The 19930-nt window shown below is 41.9% G+C and carries 15 protein-coding genes; 6 read left to right on the plus strand and 9 right to left on the minus strand.

What is annotated here, in order from left to right:
* Positions 1 to 2: 2 nt before the first annotated feature.
* Entirely contained in the window at positions 3 to 1193 is a 1191-nt protein-coding gene (gene dinB / locus ACK2WI_RS08075; protein WP_312698125.1) for a DNA polymerase IV, read from the plus strand.
* Here dinB and ACK2WI_RS08080 read toward each other — a convergent pair.
* From ACK2WI_RS08080 to ACK2WI_RS08090, 3 genes are read right to left on the minus strand one after another with little or no spacing between them, the layout of a single operon-like run.
* On the minus strand, positions 1190 to 2398 hold the full coding sequence (locus ACK2WI_RS08080; protein WP_409150314.1) for a glycosyltransferase family 4 protein: 1209 nt from the start codon (positions 2396 to 2398) through the stop codon (positions 1190 to 1192). The two genes, dinB and ACK2WI_RS08080, sit on opposite strands and share 4 nt — an antisense overlap.
* The gene (locus tag ACK2WI_RS08085) at positions 2379 to 3413 is read right to left on the minus strand and encodes a YbhN family protein (RefSeq protein ID WP_409150315.1); all 1035 of its coding nucleotides are present in this window, start codon (positions 3411 to 3413) and stop codon (positions 2379 to 2381) included. Before ACK2WI_RS08085 ends, ACK2WI_RS08080 begins: the two co-directional genes overlap by 20 nt.
* Positions 3398 to 4573 (minus strand): glycosyltransferase family 1 protein, encoded by a 1176-nt coding sequence (locus ACK2WI_RS08090; protein WP_312698121.1) that lies wholly within the window; start codon positions 4571 to 4573, stop codon positions 3398 to 3400. Before ACK2WI_RS08090 ends, ACK2WI_RS08085 begins: the two co-directional genes overlap by 16 nt.
* Positions 4574 to 4780: 207 nt before the next feature.
* On the opposite strand from ACK2WI_RS08090, the gene ACK2WI_RS08095 reads away from it, so the two are divergent.
* The 3 genes from ACK2WI_RS08095 to ACK2WI_RS08105 all read left to right on the plus strand — a co-directional run bounded on the left by ACK2WI_RS08095 (position 4781) and on the right by ACK2WI_RS08105 (position 9888).
* Positions 4781 to 5818 (plus strand): endonuclease/exonuclease/phosphatase family protein, encoded by a 1038-nt coding sequence (locus ACK2WI_RS08095; RefSeq protein WP_409150316.1) that lies wholly within the window; start codon positions 4781 to 4783, stop codon positions 5816 to 5818.
* A 70-nt stretch (positions 5819 to 5888) separates the two neighbouring features.
* Entirely contained in the window at positions 5889 to 6818 is a 930-nt protein-coding gene (locus ACK2WI_RS08100) for an endonuclease/exonuclease/phosphatase family protein (protein WP_093098847.1), read from the plus strand.
* A gap of 139 nt (positions 6819 to 6957) precedes the next feature.
* The gene (locus ACK2WI_RS08105) at positions 6958 to 9888 is read left to right on the plus strand and encodes a DNA polymerase III subunit alpha (protein WP_409150317.1); all 2931 of its coding nucleotides are present in this window, start codon (positions 6958 to 6960) and stop codon (positions 9886 to 9888) included.
* Positions 9889 to 9956: 68 nt separating this feature from the next.
* Here ACK2WI_RS08105 and ACK2WI_RS08110 read toward each other — a convergent pair whose 3' ends face one another.
* From ACK2WI_RS08110 to ACK2WI_RS08120, 3 genes are read right to left on the minus strand one after another with little or no spacing between them, the layout of a single operon-like run.
* Complete coding sequence (locus ACK2WI_RS08110) at positions 9957 to 11234, minus strand: AI-2E family transporter (RefSeq protein ID WP_409150318.1); 1278 nt, start codon at positions 11232 to 11234, stop codon at positions 9957 to 9959.
* A 7-nt stretch (positions 11235 to 11241) separates the two neighbouring features.
* The gene (locus tag ACK2WI_RS08115; RefSeq protein WP_093098852.1) at positions 11242 to 12435 is read right to left on the minus strand and encodes an MFS transporter; all 1194 of its coding nucleotides are present in this window, start codon (positions 12433 to 12435) and stop codon (positions 11242 to 11244) included.
* Positions 12428 to 13189 (minus strand): TrmH family RNA methyltransferase, encoded by a 762-nt coding sequence (locus tag ACK2WI_RS08120; RefSeq protein WP_409150319.1) that lies wholly within the window; start codon positions 13187 to 13189, stop codon positions 12428 to 12430. Before ACK2WI_RS08120 ends, ACK2WI_RS08115 begins: the two co-directional genes overlap by 8 nt.
* A gap of 52 nt (positions 13190 to 13241) precedes the next feature.
* On the opposite strand from ACK2WI_RS08120, the gene ACK2WI_RS08125 reads away from it, so the two are divergent.
* Positions 13242 to 15548 carry a BamA/TamA family outer membrane protein gene (locus tag ACK2WI_RS08125; protein ID WP_409150320.1) on the plus strand — a complete coding sequence of 769 codons (2307 nt, stop codon included), beginning with the start codon at positions 13242 to 13244 and terminating at the stop codon, positions 15546 to 15548.
* Here the strand turns inward: ACK2WI_RS08125 and ACK2WI_RS08130 are convergent.
* Complete coding sequence (locus ACK2WI_RS08130; protein ID WP_409150321.1) at positions 15545 to 16087, minus strand: hypothetical protein; 543 nt, start codon at positions 16085 to 16087, stop codon at positions 15545 to 15547. The genes ACK2WI_RS08125 and ACK2WI_RS08130 overlap by 4 nt on opposite strands.
* Before the next feature lie 116 nt (positions 16088 to 16203).
* Here ACK2WI_RS08130 and serS point away from each other — a divergent pair, with 116 nt between their 5' ends.
* On the plus strand, positions 16204 to 17475 hold the full coding sequence (serS, locus tag ACK2WI_RS08135; RefSeq protein WP_409150322.1) for a serine--tRNA ligase: 1272 nt from the start codon (positions 16204 to 16206) through the stop codon (positions 17473 to 17475).
* 362 nt (positions 17476 to 17837) lie between these two features.
* Here the strand turns inward: serS and ACK2WI_RS08140 are convergent, their stop codons facing one another.
* Both ACK2WI_RS08140 and pncB read right to left on the minus strand, forming a co-directional pair.
* Entirely contained in the window at positions 17838 to 18557 is a 720-nt protein-coding gene (locus tag ACK2WI_RS08140) for a class I SAM-dependent methyltransferase (protein ID WP_409150323.1), read from the minus strand.
* Positions 18550 to 19728 carry a nicotinate phosphoribosyltransferase gene (gene pncB, locus ACK2WI_RS08145; RefSeq protein WP_093098861.1) on the minus strand — a complete coding sequence of 393 codons (1179 nt, stop codon included), beginning with the start codon at positions 19726 to 19728 and terminating at the stop codon, positions 18550 to 18552. The genes ACK2WI_RS08140 and pncB overlap by 8 nt, the downstream gene beginning before the upstream one ends.
* Positions 19729 to 19930 lie beyond the last annotated feature (202 nt).

Here is a 19930-nt window from a genome sequence, read left to right on the forward strand (position 1 = left end):
CTATGAATTTGGTTGATAATAAGCGGTTTGTGGCTCATTTGGACTTGGATACGTTTTTTGTAAGCGTAGAACGTCTGAAGAACAGTAAGTTCATTGGTAAACCCTTGATTGTGGGAGGAATGAGCGATAGGGCGGTCGTTTCGGCCTGCAGTTATGAGACCCGGAAATTTGGGGTGCATAGCGCGATGCCGATGAAGTTGGCTTTGCGTTTATGTCCGCATGCTATTGTGGTCCGCGGGGATATGGACAGTTATAGCTATTATTCAAGGGTGGTGACCGATGTGGTTCGGGAGACTGTTCCGGTCATGGAAAAGGCGAGTGTGGATGAGTTTTATGTGGATCTGACGGGGGTTGACCGTTTTTTTGGGTGTAGTCAGTTTATGGTCGACCTGAAAGGAAAGATCCAAAAGGAGAGCGGCCTGCCAATTAGTTATGCGCTAGCCTCCAATAAGCTGATCAGCAAAGTGGCGACCGATGATGCGAAACCTGATGGCCGCAAGGAAATCCTGCATGGTCTGGAGAAAGATTACCTAGCTCCTCTAAAGATTCAGCGGATGCCCGGAATAGGGGACAAGACCAGTATGCTCTTGCTGCAGATGGGCGTGAAAACGATCAAGATATTGAGTGAGATCCCTGTTCCGATGATGCATAACCTTCTAGGGAAAAACGGTATTGACCTTTCCCGAAAAGCCAATGGCATCGACCCTTCACCGATTATTCCCTATTCTGAACAAAAGAGCATCGGTACGGAAGAAACCTTTGTGCAAGATACCATCAACATGCAGTTCCTGAACAGTGAATTGATCCGGATGACCGAACGGCTGACTTTTCAATTGCGGAAACAGGAACGATTGACCGGTTGTGTCACGGTCAAGTTGCGGTATGCCAACTTTGATACGGTCAGTAAGCAGATGGTGATATCCTATACCGCCTCGGATACCGTACTGCTGAAGAAGGTCAAAGAGCTTTTTGCCAAGCTCTACGACCGTCGGATGCTGGTTCGGTTGATCGGAGTTCGATTCAGCCATCTGGTACAGGGTTCACAACAGATTAATCTGTTTGAAGATACCGAAGAGGCCGTGAGACTGTACCAGGCCATGGATGCGATGCGAGCGCGGTATGGTGACGAGGCCATCAAACGAGCGATATCCCTAAAAGAAATCAATAAAAAGGACCGAAGTCCCCACTTTTAATATTCCTTGGAGTGCACCAATTTTAATGAAGAATTCTTATAGGTCAACTCTCGGAAAGTATGGAGATAGGATGAGGCCATGATTTCCCAACCGTAATTTTCTAAACTAAAGGCTTGATAAGATTTTGCCAGAACCTGATATTCTTCAGTAGAATTCAGGACCGCATTTAATTGGTCGATCCAATGATCGGAATCATTGGAAGGCAGAAGGATTCCGTTTTTTTGATGCTGGACGGCATCGGTGATTCCTTCCAGAGAGGATGCAAGAACCAATGTGCCTGCTAAGGAGGCTTCTAGACAAACCAATCCAAAACCTTCCATATCCCCCAAAACCTGAATGTTGGGCATCAAAAAAGCCGATGCATGCCCTAAAATCGACTGAAGATGCTGGAAAGGAATCTTACCGAGATGTTTTACCCGAGAATTGATGTTAGGGTCTTGCAGAAGCTTGCGGATCTCCCTTTCATCGGAGGGATATCCCAAAAAAAGAGTAATCAAGTGATAGGCTTTTTTAGGGAGCAGACGAAGGATTTTTTCTGTAAGACTGGCTTTCTGATTAAAAGGCCCGATCATTAACAGTTGAAAATCGGATGGCATATGTGGAATAACTTCTCTTAATAGCCAGGCGAAACCTTTTCGTTTAACAGGACGGCCCAATGTAACCAAGTATTTCTTGTTGAAGTCGATCTGTGGATAATAATGCTTAATCTGCTCCAACGGAACCGGCCTGGACTTGGCAATATCATGATCTACACCATTTTTGATGACGGTTATTTTATCCTCGGAAATGCCACGCCGAATAGCAGCTTTTGCAGTGGCAGAGCTAACGGCTATGATGTGGTCATATTCATTGAAACGGGGAAGGATCTTTTTTTGGAAATATCGCATTGGAAACACCACATCCAACCCATGCAGGGTAACCACTCTTTTCAAATGCTTATAGCCAGAATGAAAGAGGGCAAGCGAGGCAATGAGTCCGTCATTAAAATGGATCAGTTGAATATTAGGATGGAGTTCCAATATTCTTAGGATATTGCTATTGAGGTTCCAGAAAAACTTCAACAGACTTTCTTCACCTTTCCGATAAACCAGCATATGGACTTGAACCTGGGAATGCTTGCTAAGGTTGTTGATCAGTTCAAAGCTTTGTTTTTCCATACCGCCTGTTGCGGGTGGATATTTATGACTAACAAATAATATTTCCATTTTTCAGCGTAGAAGATTGTGAACTGTCCTTTTTGATAAATAGGTAAAGAATAAACCCTACAGCTATCCAGAAGAGCTGTCTTGCACGACGAAGGATAGAGGCTGATATCCAGATGCTAGCGGTGCTGATACCTATGATCTGCAGCATCATTTTGTTTCCTAGTTCCTCGACCCCCAATTGTCCGGGAACAAATGCTCCAGCACTCTTAAATACAATAACCCCCATGTCCAACAACAGGCCATGCATGGGCTGGACATCAAAACCTAAAAAAACAAGGATGAGATAGAATTCTAAACTCCCGATAACCCAATGTATGCTGGCTAAGAGGTAAGAGTACCAAAATAGCCTTGGGTTAAATCGATATGATTTTCGGATATTGAATATCAATTGTACGATCTTTAACCTGAGTTTTTTCCAAAAACCCTTGGCAGTGTTGCTGTTCACTGGTTTTGACGTCGATCTGCTGAATATGAGCCAATAGAAAAAAAATAAGTTCAAAAGGATCAGAAATGCAATAAAGACATAAAAGGCAATACCTATACTCTTTATTGCAGCTTGTCCGGCTTCCATTCCACTCAGCCAAAGGCAGGCAATCAGGAACAAGAGAATCTGTGAAAGCACAACCGTGATCCTTGAAGTCGCTACAGAGCTCAATGCTGTTTCGGTTGAGATGCCATAAGGTTTGAGCATTTCAGCTTTCAGCAAATCTCCTCCAACTATGCTGGTTGGGTTATATTGTCCAACGGTTTCACCGATCTGCCTTACTGCAAACATCTTCATCAGATTGATTTTCTGGCGATCATCGCCTAAGCAGACATGCCAGGACCAGGTACCAAAGAAATAAGCCAGGAACGTTATTCCCAGGAGATAGATGAATTTATAGCCAATTGTAGCCAATTCCTTTTTTATTGCTGAGAAATCAGTGTTGAAGACATATACAGCAATAAACCCAAGGATGATGAGGATAAGGAATATTTTGATCTTTTTTTTGCTGATCCTTAATTTCCTGCCCATGCAATACTGTTTACAGGTTCAGAAGCTAACTCATGGATATCATCAAAATAAGTTTGTGCTAGCTTGCCCCAATCCAATTTTCTTACATAATTCAATCCGGCTTGTTGGAATTCATTTTTCACCACAGAGTCACTCAGGATTTTATGGATGAAATACACGTATTCCAGAGCATTGTTGGGCACACATTTATAGCCATTTCTTCCGTGATCAATCAGGCTGGAACTTCCACCTCCGTTGGCAATGACACAGGGAAGACCAGAAGCCATGGCTTCTATTACCACGTTGCCATAAGTTTCAGAAGTAGAGGTGAATACGAACACATCCGAAGAAGCGTATAGCTTTGAAAGCTCGGTATGGTCCAATTTTCCCAAGAAATGAGCTGTAGGCATCAACATCTCTGCTTCTTCCCTTGCCGCTCCATCTCCCGCGATAATGAGGTTATATTCAAATTTTGATTGCTTGAGCTGTTGATAGATATCGATTAGGGTCTGCACGTTTTTCTCCCAGACCAATCGGCTTGCAAACAGGATATTGGGCTTATCGTTTTGTGTGATATTGCGGATATAGGCTTGATCAGCCTTCTCAGGATTAAATAACCTCAAGTCGATACCTCTTTGCCATAATGTCAAGCGATCTGATTGTATCCCAATTTCTTTCAACTCATCCATGATATTATTGGCCGGCACATATATCTTATGACAGCTATTATAGAAACGAAGCATAGCCTTTCGCATCCAGTATTCGGCAGGTCTGATCAGCGAAGAAAGATTGCGAAGGTAATAAGCGATATAAGAAATGAAATGGGTGTGATAGATGCTCAGGATTGGGATATTCCTTTTCCGGGCATATTTCATAGCAAAGAATCCTAATAGGGATGGGGTGGCGATATGGATCACGTCCGGGGCAAAATTATCCAGGGCTTCTTCCAGCTTCCATTTTGATAATTGGGGAACTGCCAATGAATAGTCATCATTGATGGGGATGCGGAAAGTTGGGACTTGATAAGATTGATGGGTCTTGAAGTTTTCTGGACCTTTTCCGTATATGAAAAGGTAGGAAAAAGCAGTGTGATCGATTCGTTTAATGATTTGAAACATGGTCCTAGAGGCACCGTCAAAATCTTCTATGAGAATCTCAGAAAAAAAAGCAACTTTCTTCATTTAGAATTCAAATTGTCTATCGGGTAAAAGTATATCCTCTGTATTTCTTTATTGCTAATTTGGTATTATGCTATTGTGAATGAAATGTTTATAAAAGATGAAGTCTTAATGAATACTAAATATCAAATCAACAAACCTTTAATATTGCCTTAAGATTAGATTTAACCGTGTACGGTAATTTTGCTGTAGGAATTACGATTGATAGATATGCTGATCAACCTTCCTTATCCTCAGAAAAGTAAAGCGTGGCATTTCAGGTTTATAGTACTGATGTCGATTATTCTCTCCCTTGTTTTTATTTTCAGTTACAAACGTAGCAATGGCTCCAAGGCCATGCCACTGCTGAACTATCCTGAACTGGAACATCGTTCATCGGGAGAGCTCTCGTTGCTGACCTATAATATTGCTGGGCTACCGGAATTGATTTCTAGTGCGGAAACCCCTAGGGCAGCCAGTATCCGGACGATCGGAGAACGGATCAATCGTTTTGACATCGTCAATCTCCAAGAAGATTTCAACTACAATTTCGAATTGTATTCTTCCAACCTTCATGTATTTCGAACCGTGAGCATGGGCACTGTCCCGTTTGGTGATGGTTTGAGTACACTCTCCAAATATCCTATCAAAGAATCCGAACGAATTTCCTGGCGAGACTGCAGTGGCAGTGATTGTTTGACTCCCAAGGGCTTCAGCTATGTCCGCTTAGAGATTGCAAAGGATGTATTCCTGGATGTTTATAATATCCATGCCACAGCCCAAGATAATAGATCAGCGGTTCTCGCTAGAAAGAAAAACTTGGAGCAGCTCGCGAACTACATAAAGGAAAAATCTGCCGATCAGCCTTTGTTGGTCATGGGTGATTTTAATGCACACTATGCTTTTGCTGAAGACAATGTGCGGGCATTCCGATCTGAGATGGACTTGGTCGATTCTTGGGTTTTTCTGCGGAATCAAGGTCGCCTTCCGGACCATGAAGAAAACTTCATCGCCCAACATGCATTGACCGTAACGGACGATTGCGAGAGCATTGACAAGATATATTTTCGCAATAGCAAACAATTGATTTTCAAACCAAAAAATTACCAAGTACAACATGAACTTTTCAGCACAGATGCGGGGGAGCCACTTTCTGATCATTGTGCGATCTCATTAAACTTGGAATGGGAATTGAATGATTCATTGATGACTTCTGATAAGAAACCTAAGTTCATTGATCAATTTGAAGGTTTTCATGAAGGGGAGTAACAAAAACTTAATGTTGCGTTCCCATTTAGATAATTTGAAGAAGATACTTTTATTTCATATAAGTTAATAGATGACCATACTTTTTATACTAGCGGCGGTAATTATAGTTTTACTATTTATTTTCAAGAGCTTAAAGGGAAAGCTGATTTCCGTAGCCATTCCCCAAGAAGAATCCTCTACAGAACGTTTTTTGCAAGGAAAGATATCCTTGCTGACCTATAATATCGCCGGACTACCACAGGGTATCTCGGCGGCGAAGCTCCCTAGAAAATTCAGTATTGCTGAAATCGGTGAAAAAGTTGAGCCTTATGACATCGTGAATGTCCAAGAAGATTTTAATTATAACACATCTTTTTATTCCAAGAACTTACATCCTTATCGCACGCAGACCAAAGGGAAGATCCCTGTTGGCGATGGATTGAATACCCTATCAAAATATCCTATTATTGAATACCGAAGGATTCCATGGCGTCATTGCAGTGGTCCTGATTGTTGGACGGTGAAGGGCTTTAGCTTTGCCCAGATCCAACTTGCCAACCAAGTGACTGTAGATGTCTATAATGTGCATGCAAATTCAAGCGATGTTGCCCGAGCGGCTCGTGCCAGAAGGGAAAACTTTCGGCAGTTAGCGACTTATATCAATGAAAATTCTTCGGGTAGACCTTTAATCGTAATGGGGGATTTTAATGCCCATTATGCCTATAAGAGGGATAATTTACATGAGTTCTTATTGACCACAGGACTGTCTGATGGTTGGGTGCAATTCCTTCGCAAAGGTGTTTTTCCAGAAGTTATCCCCAAATTTATCGCTCAGCATATGCTGAGCCTCAATAACGATACTGAGAGTCTCGATAAGATATTTTTCAGAAATAGCGAACACCTGAAATTTCAACCAATCGATTATCAGGTCGAAATCCAGCACTTTACCAGTGTAGATGGAGAGGCCCTGTCGGACCACTTAGCAGTTTCCATGCAACTCAACTGGACCTGGGAGGATTGATAACCATCATGTTTGATTAACCATCGAGTATATAATAAGTAATATTAGATTTAGCTGAGCTACAATAGCTCAGCTTTTTTGTTTGTATTATTGCTAATATTTTTAGTAAAATGATTTAAAAAAACCTTAATCTTGTAAAATGTTTTTGAATTGCAAGACCTGGTTTAGTTTTCATTATGGAACCTTTCCTACGAGGGATTTGGTGGAGCGTGCGCAGTCGTTAGGAGTCAAGGCAATGGCCCTGACGAATATCAACAGTACGGCCGATTGTTGGGATTTTGTATTGAAATGTCAGGAAGCAAACATCAAACCTATTGTGGGGGTCGAAATTCGCAATGAAAACGAATTGTGTTATATCCTTTTGGCGAAAAACAATGCCGGTTTATTCGTCATCCAGAGTTTTCTTTCCTTTTACAAACAACGGAAGTTGAACTTCCCCAAAAAACCACCTTTTGAATCCGATGACCTATGGGTGATTTATACTTTTGAGAATCATCCTGAAATTGAACTTTTAAGGCCAAATGAACTAATAGGGTTAAGGAAAGAGGACCTCAATAAATTGAGTTGGCAAGAGGCACTTCAAGCTGACTGTTGGGTCGTGCTGCAACCTGTAACCTATCAAGATAAGACCCATTATGATCTTCATCGCATTTTAAGGGCGATCGCTAAGAACACCTTGTTATCTAAGTTGGTCAAGGAAGATTATGCCAAGCCCAACGAGACTTTAATGGATGAAGAGAGCTTAGTCTCGGCCTATGCAAAGTTTCCCTCTGTTATCAGCAAGACCATGGAAGTGGTCAAGAGCTGTTCGATTGAAATGACTTTCCATGTCGATAAGAATAAGAAACACTTCACCGCGAGCATGGACGATGATCATGAACTGTTGAGGAAGTTGGCTATTGAAGGTTGCAAGATCCGTTATGGGAACAAGAACAAAAAAGCCATGGAACGGGTGGAAAAGGAACTTTCCATTATTAAGCAATCTGAATTCAATTCCTATTTTTTGATTGTCTGGGATATGTTGCGCTATGCCAATGAGCAAGGCTTCTATCATGTGGGGCGGGGTAGTGGTGCCAATTCGGTCGTGGCCTATTGCCTACGCATTACCGATGTGGATCCCATCAAGCTTGACCTCTATTTTGAACGGTTCTTGAACCCCAATCGGACCTCTCCGCCCGACTTTGATATTGACTTTAGTTGGAAAGATCGCGACGCCATCTTTGAGTACCTGTTCATGCGATATGGTCGCCAGAATGTTTCTCTGTTAGGCATGTACAATACTTTTCAACGCCGGGCTATCGTGAGGGAATTGGGAAAGGTATTTGGTTTGCCTAAGGAAGAAATTGATGAATTGGTGCATAAGCGAGAATGGAGTGCGGAAGATAAAATCCAACGTTGGATCCAAAAATATGGAGCTCTGTTGGTTGATTTTCCAAGTAATATCAGTGTACATGCCGGTGGGGTATTGATCAGTGAAAAACCATTGAATGATTATGGGGTATTGGAATTACCACCAAAGGGATTTCGGACCCTCCATATGGATATGTTCGAAGCCGATAGGATAGGGCTCTTTAAATTTGACATCCTCAGCCAGCGCGGACTGGGTCATATCAAGGATGCCCTTGAATTGGTGCAGAAAAATAGAGGCAAACATGTGGACATCCATCAAGTAGATCGCTTTTTTGAAGACCCCAAGCTCGCAGAAATGATTCGTAAGGCCGATACCATCGGTTGTTTTTATATCGAAAGCCCCGCCATGCGGCAGCTTTTGGGCAAACTGAAATGTTCAGATTACCTCACCTTAGTGGCTGCCAGTTCGATCATTCGGCCTGGGGTAGCTCAATCAGGGATGATGAAGCAGTATATCGAGCGCTATCATGATCGCGATAAAATCGAATATCTGCACCCTAAAATGAGGGAACTCCTTGAAGAGACCTTCGGCGTGATGGTCTATCAGGAAGACGTGATCAAGGTTGCCCATCATTTCGGGGGGATATCCTTGGAAGAGGCCGATATCCTGAGAAGGGCAATGAGCGGTAAATATCGCTCTGAAAATAAGTTTGAGCTGATGCGTGCGAAATTCTTCTCTAATTGCAGAGAGCAGGGCTATGAAGAATCGGTCACTTCAGAAGTTTGGCGGCAGATGGAGAGCTTTGGCGGTTATTCCTTTGCCAAGGGCCATTCTGCGTCCTTTGCGGTCGAAAGCTATCAAAGTCTCTATCTGAAGACTTATTTTCCATGCGAATTTTATGTCGCCGTCATTAATAATTTCGGAGGCTTTTATCGCACGGAATTCTATTTCCATGAATTACGGAGGAATGGCGGGATCATCCAGCTTCCATGCTTAAACAACAGCGACCATCTTACCAATATATCAGATCAGCAGGTCTATGTCGGTTTTATCCATTTGCAAGGCCTTGAGCAGGAGTTTGCCCATCAGATTGTTGAAGAAAGGCAGCGAAATGGTGCTTACAAGAGCTTGAATGATGTCCTCCAGCGCTTGCATCCTGCTCCCGAACAACTCAATATCTTGATCCGGATCGGGGCATTGCGGTTCACTGGATTGGATAAGAAAACTCTGCTATGGGAAGCGAATTTCAGAAACAAGCGGACAGAAAAAGATGATCCCAAAACCCTTTTCGAAACAGAAGAAATCAAGTTTTCATTGCCTGAATTTGAAAAGAACAGGATGGATGACCTGCGGGATGAGCTCGATCTATTGGGCTTTGTCGTAGGTGACTTCTTTGAACTCTTGAATAAAGAATATCTGAAAGGATCAGTCCTGGTCAATCAGTTGCCAGACCTGCTTGGCCAACAGATCAAGATCATCGGCAGATTGGTGACCTTGAAAGAAACCCGAACCATCAAAAAAGAGCGGATGTGCTTCGGAACCTTCCTAGATGTGGAAGGAGATTGGCTGGATACCGTGCATTTCCCACCCGTACTCCGTCAGTACCCTTTCCAAGGGAGCGGTTTTTATGAACTTCACGGCAAGGTAATGGAGGAGTTTGGGGTGTACAGTGTTGAGATTTCGGCAATGCGTAAGCTTGGTTTCAACATTCAGCAATAGGTATAAAATAACAAAAGACATAAAGCTTACCTTATGTCTTTTGTCTATGTTTCAGAATTCCGAAAAATCTACTCTTCGTCCTTCTTCTTAAACTCATCTTGCGGAAGGTCTTCATACGGAAGTTCTTCCGATTCATTGATTTCCTTGTAAGTCATTTCCGTATGGGGTGTCTCTTCAGGACCATCTACTGAGACATTGACATCAACTTCAATCTTCTTCTTGTTTTTCGGCATTCGGACGATTCCCCATTTCATCAGTAGCTCCTGCGTCGAATTTCGCTTGAGATGCAGCTTCTCTGGTTCCCCAATCAAGAAACCGAAGGCTTCCATATTAGGGTTTGAATCAAAAATAACCTTCAATGTCGCGATAAAAGGCAAGGCGATAATCAAACCGGCCAGTCCGAATAACATCCCACCCAATAGGATTCCGATGATCGCCATCAGCGGATTGATGCTCACCTTGGATCCCACGATATTTGGTGTAATGATGTTCCCTTCCAGGAATTGCACGACTTGAAACCATGCCACCACACCCAATACATATAGAGCACTATCTTTCGTTGCCAAGGCGAATAATGCAGGCAAAATCGAACCAATTGCGATCCCGATATAAGGAAGCAGCATCAGCAGGGAAGCCAATGAACCAAAAAACCAAGCATAGTCAATTCCCATCGCCATAAGCCCCACCGTATTCAGTACCGCCACAATTCCCATCACGGTAATCAAGCCGACCAAATAACTCTGAACCACATCATATATTTTGTTCAACACCTCATTCACTTTACTCTGAGGGGATGATTTAAAAGCTTTAAAGAAAAATTCACGGAAGAAATCACGGTAATACAAAAGGAAAAAACTCAATAAAGGAACCAAGATTGCACTCGCGAGGATATTTCCAATTGAGCCGAATGTACTGGATAGCATTCCTCCAGCGTTCTCCATGGCCTTTTCACCCTGTTCGCGCAATTTTTCCATCACTTCAGTCCTTTCAATGCCGAATTGACTTTCCAACCACTTCTGGCCACCTTCCAATACAGACATCACCTTGTCCGTAATGGCTGATGCATCTTTTCCAATCAAGATACTTTCATAGACAATAAACCATGATAAACCTGAAATAATCGCTATCGCCACAATGACGGCTAAGATTGCTGAAAAAGCCTTTCCAAGACGGATCCGCTCAAATAATCTTGCCAATGGATAAAGGGAAATTGAAATCAGAATTGAAAAAATGAGTGGCAGCAAAACACCCTGGGTAAAGTACATGAGGACAATGATAAGTACCAACGCCATTAAGCTTGATGCAAGCTCGAAGGAATAGGGTCTTTTGGTTTGTTTATTTTCCATATGAATGCTATAACAGGTTATGAGTTTTTTTGTTTTTTGAATTCCAGTAAATCACATAAAAAAATGCAAGTAAGATGATCAGTGCATTTCCATAGAAAATATACGGAATTCTCAGTATTTCATCGTGATAAATGTACCCTGCAAATAATGCGCCACCTCCGATACCGGCTTCAAGGGCAATATACATGGTCGCCATGGCTTTCCCACGATATTGTGGCAGAGATAGGTCGATCGTCCAAGCATTGACCGCTGGCGAAAAAATCCCCGTACCTATACCGTACAGACAGGCGCCGATCACCAATTGTGCAATGCTATTTCCAAAACCAAGATACAAAAGGGATATAGCAACGACAACCAAGCCCACCTTCATCACACTGATCCTACCGTACCGATCCGCCACTTTTCCAGATATAAATCGAATCCCAATGGAGGCCACGGTATAGGCCGTGAAAAACAAACCCTTATTTACTATGCCCAAATGCTCACTCCAATCGGGGATTAGGGTCAATATCACCCCATAAGCAGTGTAGGAGAGCAAAGTAACAATGGCGGCAGGTATCACGCGCACCTCGATAATATCACGACGTGAAATCTTGAGCATCTTAGGCGAGAACCTGTTCTTTTCCTTCAGCGTTTCTTTCATGTTCATCACGATGATGATGGATAGGAACGCAAATGCCGAAGAACTATAGAACATGGTATTCAGGTCATACTTCAGCGCAATATAACTACCGATAGCTGGCCCAACTGCACCGCCAATACTGAAACAAAGCCCGTGCATCCCCAATGCCTCACCCCAACGCGTCGATGGAATGATATCGGCAATATAAGCAGAGGTTGCTGTGGGTTTAAATCCTGTTGAGAAACCATGCACTAACCGAAGGAGGAAGAATCCAGAAACACTGCTCAGGATAGGGTACAAAAAACCACAGATGACACATACGATCGAACCTATGGCCATCACAGGTACTCGCCCCCATTTATCAGTCAATCTGCCACTAAAGGGTCTTGAAATTCCAGCCGTCAGTGTGAAAAGAGCAATGATTAAGCCCTTGTGTGCTGCACCTCCCAAGGAAGAGAGGTAGTTGGGTAACTCCGGAATAATCATATTAAAACTCGAAGAGAATAGGAGCGAGCTCAAACAGAGTAGTCCGAATTGTATTGTATATAAAGGTTGATTCTCGTTTTCTATATTATCCATTTTTCCTTTCCATATTTTGTCGCGTCAATTCTGAACAAAATATTGTCGTCGCCACTGCCACATTCAATGACTCCGCCTTGCCAACCCGTGGAATGGTCACCGCCTGATCAACTTTAGGGATCAGGGTTTCCCTAATTCCATTGCCCTCATTTCCCATCATTATAAACCCTTCCTTCCCAAAATTGGTTTCATAAATGGAATCTCCTTTCAGAAGAGCACCAAAGATAGGCATGCTGTTTTGTTGAATGAATTCTTCCAAATCTAGATAGTGTAGTTTAATCCGGGAAAGTGAACCCATGGTGGCTTGCACAACCTTCGGATTATAGGCATCTACAGTGCCTATTGAGCAGATAATGTTTTCAATCCCGAACCATTCCGCAGTACGGATGATGGTTCCTAAATTGCCTGGATCTTGCACATCATCCAAAATCAAACTATGCTTCCCCTGAAGATCCTTTACATTTAATTGATTAAAATGCGGTATTTCAACCAAAGCCAATGCGCCTTGTGGATTCTTCAAGCTACTTATTTTCCCAAACTCGACTACAGTAAGCTCTTCAAGTTTTATATTTTGCGGTATTTTGCCCAATTTTACAGCGGCATCTGCTGTCGCAAATATTTTACTTATCTTGTAGGTTGAATGTGCAAACTCCAAAACGGATTTTATGCCCTCTACCACAAATAAGTTATGCTGAGTTCGGAATTTTTTATGCTGCAATGAAGTAATTAGACTGATTTGAGCTTTTGACAACATGGGATGAATGACTAATAAAAGAAGTTTATTATTTTTTGCAAGTATAACGTTTTTGTCGCTAATTATTGCGTCCTGTCGATCGGCGAAATACCTCGACGACAATCAATATCTGGTCACCGATGTCGATCTAAATGGGGTAACACCTGAATTGAAAGAGCCCGCAGGAATGTACGTGGCTAATGAAATTCGTCCAAATTCTCCACTCTATTTGACCATTTATAACATGTTCAATACCCGAGATGGACAATATAAAACCGAGAACATCAAAAATGTAGGGGAGGCCCCTAGGATCCTTGATTCTGCGGTCGTCGAACTCTCCGCAACCCAGATCCAACGATTTCTTCAAACCAAGGGTTATTTTAATGCCAAGGTTGAGCCCCAGATCGAATTCAATAAAAAGAAAGCCAAAATCAATTTTAATGCAAACCTAGGAAATCCTTATACCATCCGAGAAATCGATAGGACGGTAGAGGACCCTGCAGTAGATTCCATCTATCAGGAAAAGGTCGTTCCGATCAGCCCCTTAAAATCCGGAAAACGCTATGATGCATCCGATCTATACCTTGAACGAGAACGCCTCTATACCAATATGCGAGAGTCGGGTTATTATGATTATTTAAGGCAGTATATGCGTGCTGGAATTGACACCATAGATTTGGACAATCAAGCCGATTTATTGATCCAGGTGTCCAACAGGGAAGATTCAACTAAACATAAGATTTATTATATTGACAGTGTGTATTTTACAGTTGAAGCTGCCGATCCGGAATTAAAAAAGAATTCTGAAGGTAAATTCGATACCCTGACCAAGATTTTCTATACCGATCAAACCGGCAATTTTAAACTAAGACCGCTATCCAGATATGCTTTCCTCAGGTCTGGACAAAAATTCAATAGTGCTAACGAAGAGCTAGCCTACGACCGTTTATATGAAATGAATGGTTTCCGCTCGGTTAAGATCAATTACCAGCAAAAAGATTCCAACAAATTGGATGTCCAATATACCGTTGTACCGCGTTCTGCCATGAGCAATCAGATAGAAGGAGAATTTACATTCAGTTCAGGGATGAGCGGTTTCAACGTGGGTAATACCTTCTCACATCGGAATGTATTCGGAGGTTCTGAAACCATTGAGGTCAAAATGCGGTATGGGGTCCTTTTTGATTCCAGGTTGCCAGGAAGCTTGGCGGATAAAATCTTTAACAATGACTTTCAGGTAGGGGTAAATCTTTCTTTCCCACGATTATTGACCCCGTTTAGGGTTCGTAGTGTGGGTCGATATGGTTTGCCTAGAACAACTTTTTCTTCAAGTTTGCAATTATTCTTTCAAGATCAAACCTATGCCAATCGATATTGGATCAATAGCCTGAACTATATCTGGTATGAGGCGACCAATAAGATGCACAGCTTGACCCCAGTGGTTATCGAGTATAGACATGGACAGTTGAACGATGAATTCAAAGAGAGCCTGATCGATCAAGGCTATGGTCTGTATGTCCGAAGCAATGACCGTAAATACTTTGGCTTAGGGGCTCAATATGCCTATACCTACAATGGGCCGAAATTAACGACAAAAGAGAACTTCAGTTATTTCAGAGGGGCAGTGGATATCAGTGGAAATCTGCTAGGACTATTAGGAAATGTCATGAAATTCAAGCAAAATGAAGACGGCGAGAAACTGATCTTCGGCGTGCCGTTTCTGCAATATATGAAAGGTGAGATAGACTATCGTTGGTATAAACATCTGGGTGGAAACAGGCAGTTTGTTTTCCGGATTAACTCAGGCGTTGCGGTTCCTTATGGAAACAATTCTTCCTTGAACATGATTTTTGAGAAGAGCTTTTTTGCAGGTGGTATGAATGGGATCCGTGCTTGGCAGGCCCGTACGCTGGGTCCCGGTGGCTATAATCGTTCTTCCATCAATCCAGAATTCCGTGTGAACCTGAGAAACCTAGATCAACTGGGGGAAATAAAGTTGGAGTCCAATGCTGAATTCCGCTTTCGGATGTTGAACAATTTCTTTGGCGCCAAGTTAAATGGAGCTACCTTTTTGGATGCAGGAAACGTCTGGAGGATCCGTGAGGATATCATCAATCCAAATGGAGAATTCCGAGGTGATAAATTCCTTTCACAAATTGCATTGGGTACAGGCTTTGGATTGCGTGTAGACCTTGATTATTTTATTATCCGTCTTGATGCAGGCCTTAAACTGAAAGATCCCCAGTTCTCGGGATCAGATCAATGGGTGATCAAGGACTTCTTCAATGCCAAGAAATTCAAACAGGATTACTATCAGACCAACTGGCCTGACCGTTATAGCTTTATCCAATATAATTTCGGAGTAGGGATGCCTTTCTAGAGCAGACCTTTCAATCCCATGATACTGCTTTCGATCAATTGGCGAACATCCAATCCTTTGCTGTAGTTCAGATAGAAGTAAATAGCAGCAAGAATCAAAAGAGTGATCAAGAAGCGCTTGAATTTATAGGCAATATATAAGATCAACAATGGGATAATGATCAACAGGAATCCACTGATTTTATAAGGTGTAATGCCTTTATCTGTTACCCGCAAAAAGAATAGCTTACCCAAGTCAGATCCAGCAAATTTATGCTTGAAAAATACAAATGTGGAAGATTCAATAGGATTGCTTGTAACAGCGACGCCGTCCGTAAATTTAAGTTCCTGTGAAAAACCATTGATGGTAAAATTATAATTACCGTTGATCGTATTGTCCGTTTTTTCGGCAGTATCGATGGCAATTATCGCCAATTTTCCATTCTGCGAAAGGTTTTCCTTTACCGTAAAGTCCTTAATAATTGTGTTTTGCGCCAGCAAATCTTGGGGCATAAGGTACAAGATACCAAGGCATAAGAAAAGAAACCAACTGTTTTTCATGATGCAATGATACAAAATTGCAAGGATTCTAAAAATGGATAGGCTACAAATTCAAGTTTATTAATTGCGGAGGTCTTCTTATCTTTGCTCCCGATACAAATAAAAAGCATAATTATATGTTGCAATTAAATTACATCCGCGAAAATCGGGACCATGTAGTTGAAAGGCTTGGAGTTAAGAATTTCAACGAAGTAGAATTGGTCGATCAGATCATTGCTTTAGACGAACAACGTCGCAAAACCCAAAATCATTCTGACTCTATTGCAGCGGAGGCAAACTCGTCCGCAAAGCAAATTGGAGACTTGATGCGTCAAGGTAAGAAAGAGGAAGCTGAAGCAATCAAATCGCGTTCTGCATCATATAAAGAGCAAATCAAAGAGCTTACTGAAGCATTGGATAAGATCGAAAAAGAACTGCACGATAAGTTGATCCAATTGCCCAATCTTCCATATAAGATGGTTCCTGCTGGCTTAACACCAGAGGATAATGAAGTGGTTCTTGAAAACGGAACAGTTCCCCAATTGCCTCAAGGCGCCATGCCACACTGGGAATTGGCGGCTAAATACGATATCATCGATTTCGAATTAGGTACCAAGATCACTGGTGCTGGTTTCCCTGTGTATAAAGGTAAAGGAGCTCGTTTACAACGTGGACTGATCAACTTCTTCTTGGATGAAGCTGCAAAAATGGGCTACCGCGAAGTTCAGGTTCCTATTGTAGTGAATGAAGATTCTGCTTATGCAACAGGGCAATTGCCTGATAAAGAAGGTCAGATGTACCATGTCACGAATGACGACTTTTATTTGATCCCAACAGCAGAAGTTCCAATTACCAATATCTATCGCGATACCATTGTAAAAAGCGATGATTTCCCGATCAAACACTGTGGCTATACACCATGTTTCCGTAGAGAAGCGGGATCCTATGGTGCCCATGTTCGTGGATTGAACAGATTACACCAATTTGATAAAGTAGAATTGGTTCAGATCGTGAATCCAGAAAAATCTTACGAAACACTGGAGGAAATGAGCAGCTATGTACAGTCCTTGTTGCAGAAATTAGGATTGCCATACCGTGTTTTACGCCTATGTGGTGGCGATATGAGCTTTACATCTGCCATGACCTACGATATGGAAACCTATTCAGCAGCGCAAGAGCGTTGGTTAGAGGTGTCTTCTGTGTCCAATTTTGAAACTTACCAAGCGAATCGCCTGAAAGTACGTTTCAAAGGCGAAGATGGTAAAACCCAACTGGCACATACCTTAAACGGCTCCGCACTAGCATTGCCTAGGATCGTAGCTACACTCTTAGAGAACAATCAAACCGAAAAAGGCATCAAGATCCCAGATGTTCTGGTCCCTTATGTAGGGTTTGACTATATTGACTAAAAACAAAACATCCCCGATTTCTCGGGGATGTTTTGTTTTTAGTCAGTATTGAGATATGAGATATGAGATGTGAGATTTGAGATATTAAATTTGAAACCTGTATATCTCAAATCTCAATACTCACATTTCTCTTCAAAAAAATAGCGCCTTTCTATCTCATATCTCACATCTCAATACTCACATCTCTTTTAGAGCCTTTCTATCTCATATCTCAATACTCATATCTCAATACTCTCTTAGTGCCTTTCTATCTCAAATCTCAAATCTCAATACTCAATACTCTCTTAGAGCCTTTCTATCTCACATCTCAATACTCATATCCCAATACTCTCTTAGAGCCTTTCTATCTCAAATCTCAAATCTCACATCTCAATACTCATATCTCTTCTCGGCTCCATCCTTACCAAAAACTGGTCATTATCATCTTCAAATAAGATCTGTACGACCCAGTTTTCTTCATGGGCGATTTTGATAAGGGTTTGTTGGTCAATATAGAGCCATTTAAAAGGTTGGCCAAGGTTTCCTTTGTATTCGTATTGGAAGTTGATTTCACCAAAGTAATGATCCGGTCTGGCGATCCTATACTCTTCGTATAGGTAAGAAATATCTGAACTATCAAAGATCAGCTGACCTTTATCTGTAAGCAGGCTTTTAGAATGTTTAAGGAGGTTCCTGAAACCATCTACAGTTTCGGCGATACCTATGCCATTCATTAAGAACAATAAAGTATCATATTTTTTCTCAGCGAACTGAAAGAAATCCGCATGGATTACATTTTTTACGCCACGTTTTTCCATGATTTTGCAGGCTGTCGCCGATATTTCCATAGCATCGACCTCAAATCCTTTTTCTTGCAAATAAAGTGCATGCACACCCGCTCCAGCACCCACATCCAAGACCTTGCCATCACATAGGGATAGGGCAATGAATTCCAATTCTGGAATATCTTCCTCTTCCCTGAAAAACACCTCGATAGGCATTTCCTCAACATCGCCATAGCTGCTGTGCAATAGGAGAGGTTCATTCAGTTTCCCTAGCCCATGATAATCATACAGGGCTTCGCCATAAACATCTCTATTCATGGTTTGAAATATTTAGGAATCGCTTCGCCATTTTTATCTCTTCAGGGTCGCCAGTATGCTTGTTAGGCTCATCAGACAGCTTGATCACTGGAGTCCATTCCCCTTCATCAGGAAAGGCTTCTGTCATCTTGATCACGATGTTCATTCTCGATAAGCCAACATCATTGGTAAAATCGGTTCCGATACCAAAAGAGTATCCAATCTTACCCTGACAGAAATTCGAAATCTTAACCACCTTCTCATAATCCAAACCATCTGAAAAGATGATGGTCTTATTGAGCGGATTAATGCCTTTGCTATTATAATGGTCTATAGTCTTTTGGGCAAATTCTATCGCATCGCCACTATCATGCCTAACGCCATCAAATAGCTTGCTTAGCTTTTTGTCAAATTGTTTAAAGAAGACTTCCGTAGTATAGGTATCAGAAAGGGCAATCCCTAAGTCACCACGGTACACGTCAGACCAATTCTCCAAGCCCAGCAAATTGGCCATCTTATAACCGTATTTCGCAGCATGGAACATAAACCATTCATGTGCATGAGTGCCAATTGGCTTGATATGGTATTTCATGGCTAAATGCACATTGCTTGTACCGATAAAAGTCTTGGAAGGATGTTCCTTCAAGGCTTTGATCACTAAATCATGAACAGCGTAAGAGTGGCGCCTTCGGGTTCCGAAGTCGGCAATCGTAATATTGAGTTTATCATATTTGTACATCTTTTCATGTACGATATTCATGACCTCCGCATCGTCAACCCTTTTTTGTCCAGTTACCTCATAGTAGGTTTCACAGATTAATGCCATCAATGGTACTTCCCATAAAATGGTCCTGTACCAATAGCCTTCGATCTTCACCGAAAGGTCGGGGCCATTTTGCGTGATCTTGACTTCATCAGGATCAAAATGATACCCTTGTAGGAAATCAAAATAGGTAGGGTCAATATATGGACAGGTCTTTGCGAAAAAGCTTTTTTCCGCAGCAGTAAGCTTCAAATTTGCCAATTGATTTACAGCTTCCCTCAGTTTATCGGCAAAACCCTCTGGAAACTGATGTTTCCCACGGTTTATAAATTGATAGCGAGCTTTCGCTTTTGGAAAGAGTTTCACCACCGCATATTGCATGGTGAATTTGTAAAAATCATTGTCTAAAATGGAGGTAAGTTTTGCCATTCCCTAAAAAATTAATGCTTGTGCTTTATTGAAGTTAACAAAAAGCAGGAACAAAAATGCCTTTTTATCCACAACAAAACAAAAAATCATCCCCTTTTGGATTAAAATCTAACCATGGATTTCTATTCCATTAGCTTCCAAATTGAAAGGATGCAGCCTAATTAAAAACAAAGCGGGCTGATCTAGATCAGCCCGCTTTAAC

This window comes from Sphingobacterium sp. BS-2 (genome assembly GCF_046161205.1).
In the GTDB taxonomy this organism is placed as follows: domain Bacteria; phylum Bacteroidota; class Bacteroidia; order Sphingobacteriales; family Sphingobacteriaceae; genus Sphingobacterium; species Sphingobacterium mizutaii.

Excerpts from the sequence above, each read along its gene's own strand:
- dinB (WP_312698125.1), top strand. The coding sequence starts at position 3 with ATGAATTTGGTTGATAATAAGCGGTTTGTGGCTCATTTGGACTTGGAT.
- ACK2WI_RS08080 (WP_409150314.1), bottom strand. The coding sequence starts at position 2,398 with ATGGAAATATTATTTGTTAGTCATAAATATCCACCCGCAACAGGCGGT.
- ACK2WI_RS08085 (WP_409150315.1), bottom strand. The coding sequence starts at position 3,413 with ATGGGCAGGAAATTAAGGATCAGCAAAAAAAAGATCAAAATATTCCTT.
- ACK2WI_RS08090 (WP_312698121.1), bottom strand. The coding sequence starts at position 4,573 with ATGAAGAAAGTTGCTTTTTTTTCTGAGATTCTCATAGAAGATTTTGAC.
- ACK2WI_RS08095 (WP_409150316.1), top strand. The coding sequence starts at position 4,781 with ATGCTGATCAACCTTCCTTATCCTCAGAAAAGTAAAGCGTGGCATTTC.
- ACK2WI_RS08100 (WP_093098847.1), top strand. The coding sequence starts at position 5,889 with ATGACCATACTTTTTATACTAGCGGCGGTAATTATAGTTTTACTATTT.
- ACK2WI_RS08105 (WP_409150317.1), top strand. The coding sequence starts at position 6,958 with ATGTTTTTGAATTGCAAGACCTGGTTTAGTTTTCATTATGGAACCTTT.
- ACK2WI_RS08110 (WP_409150318.1), bottom strand. The coding sequence starts at position 11,234 with ATGGAAAATAAACAAACCAAAAGACCCTATTCCTTCGAGCTTGCATCA.
- ACK2WI_RS08115 (WP_093098852.1), bottom strand. The coding sequence starts at position 12,435 with ATGGATAATATAGAAAACGAGAATCAACCTTTATATACAATACAATTC.
- ACK2WI_RS08120 (WP_409150319.1), bottom strand. The coding sequence starts at position 13,189 with ATGTTGTCAAAAGCTCAAATCAGTCTAATTACTTCATTGCAGCATAAA.
- ACK2WI_RS08130 (WP_409150321.1), bottom strand. The coding sequence starts at position 16,087 with ATGAAAAACAGTTGGTTTCTTTTCTTATGCCTTGGTATCTTGTACCTT.
- serS (WP_409150322.1), top strand. The coding sequence starts at position 16,204 with ATGTTGCAATTAAATTACATCCGCGAAAATCGGGACCATGTAGTTGAA.
- ACK2WI_RS08140 (WP_409150323.1), bottom strand. The coding sequence starts at position 18,557 with ATGAATAGAGATGTTTATGGCGAAGCCCTGTATGATTATCATGGGCTA.
- pncB (WP_093098861.1), bottom strand. The coding sequence starts at position 19,728 with ATGGCAAAACTTACCTCCATTTTAGACAATGATTTTTACAAATTCACC.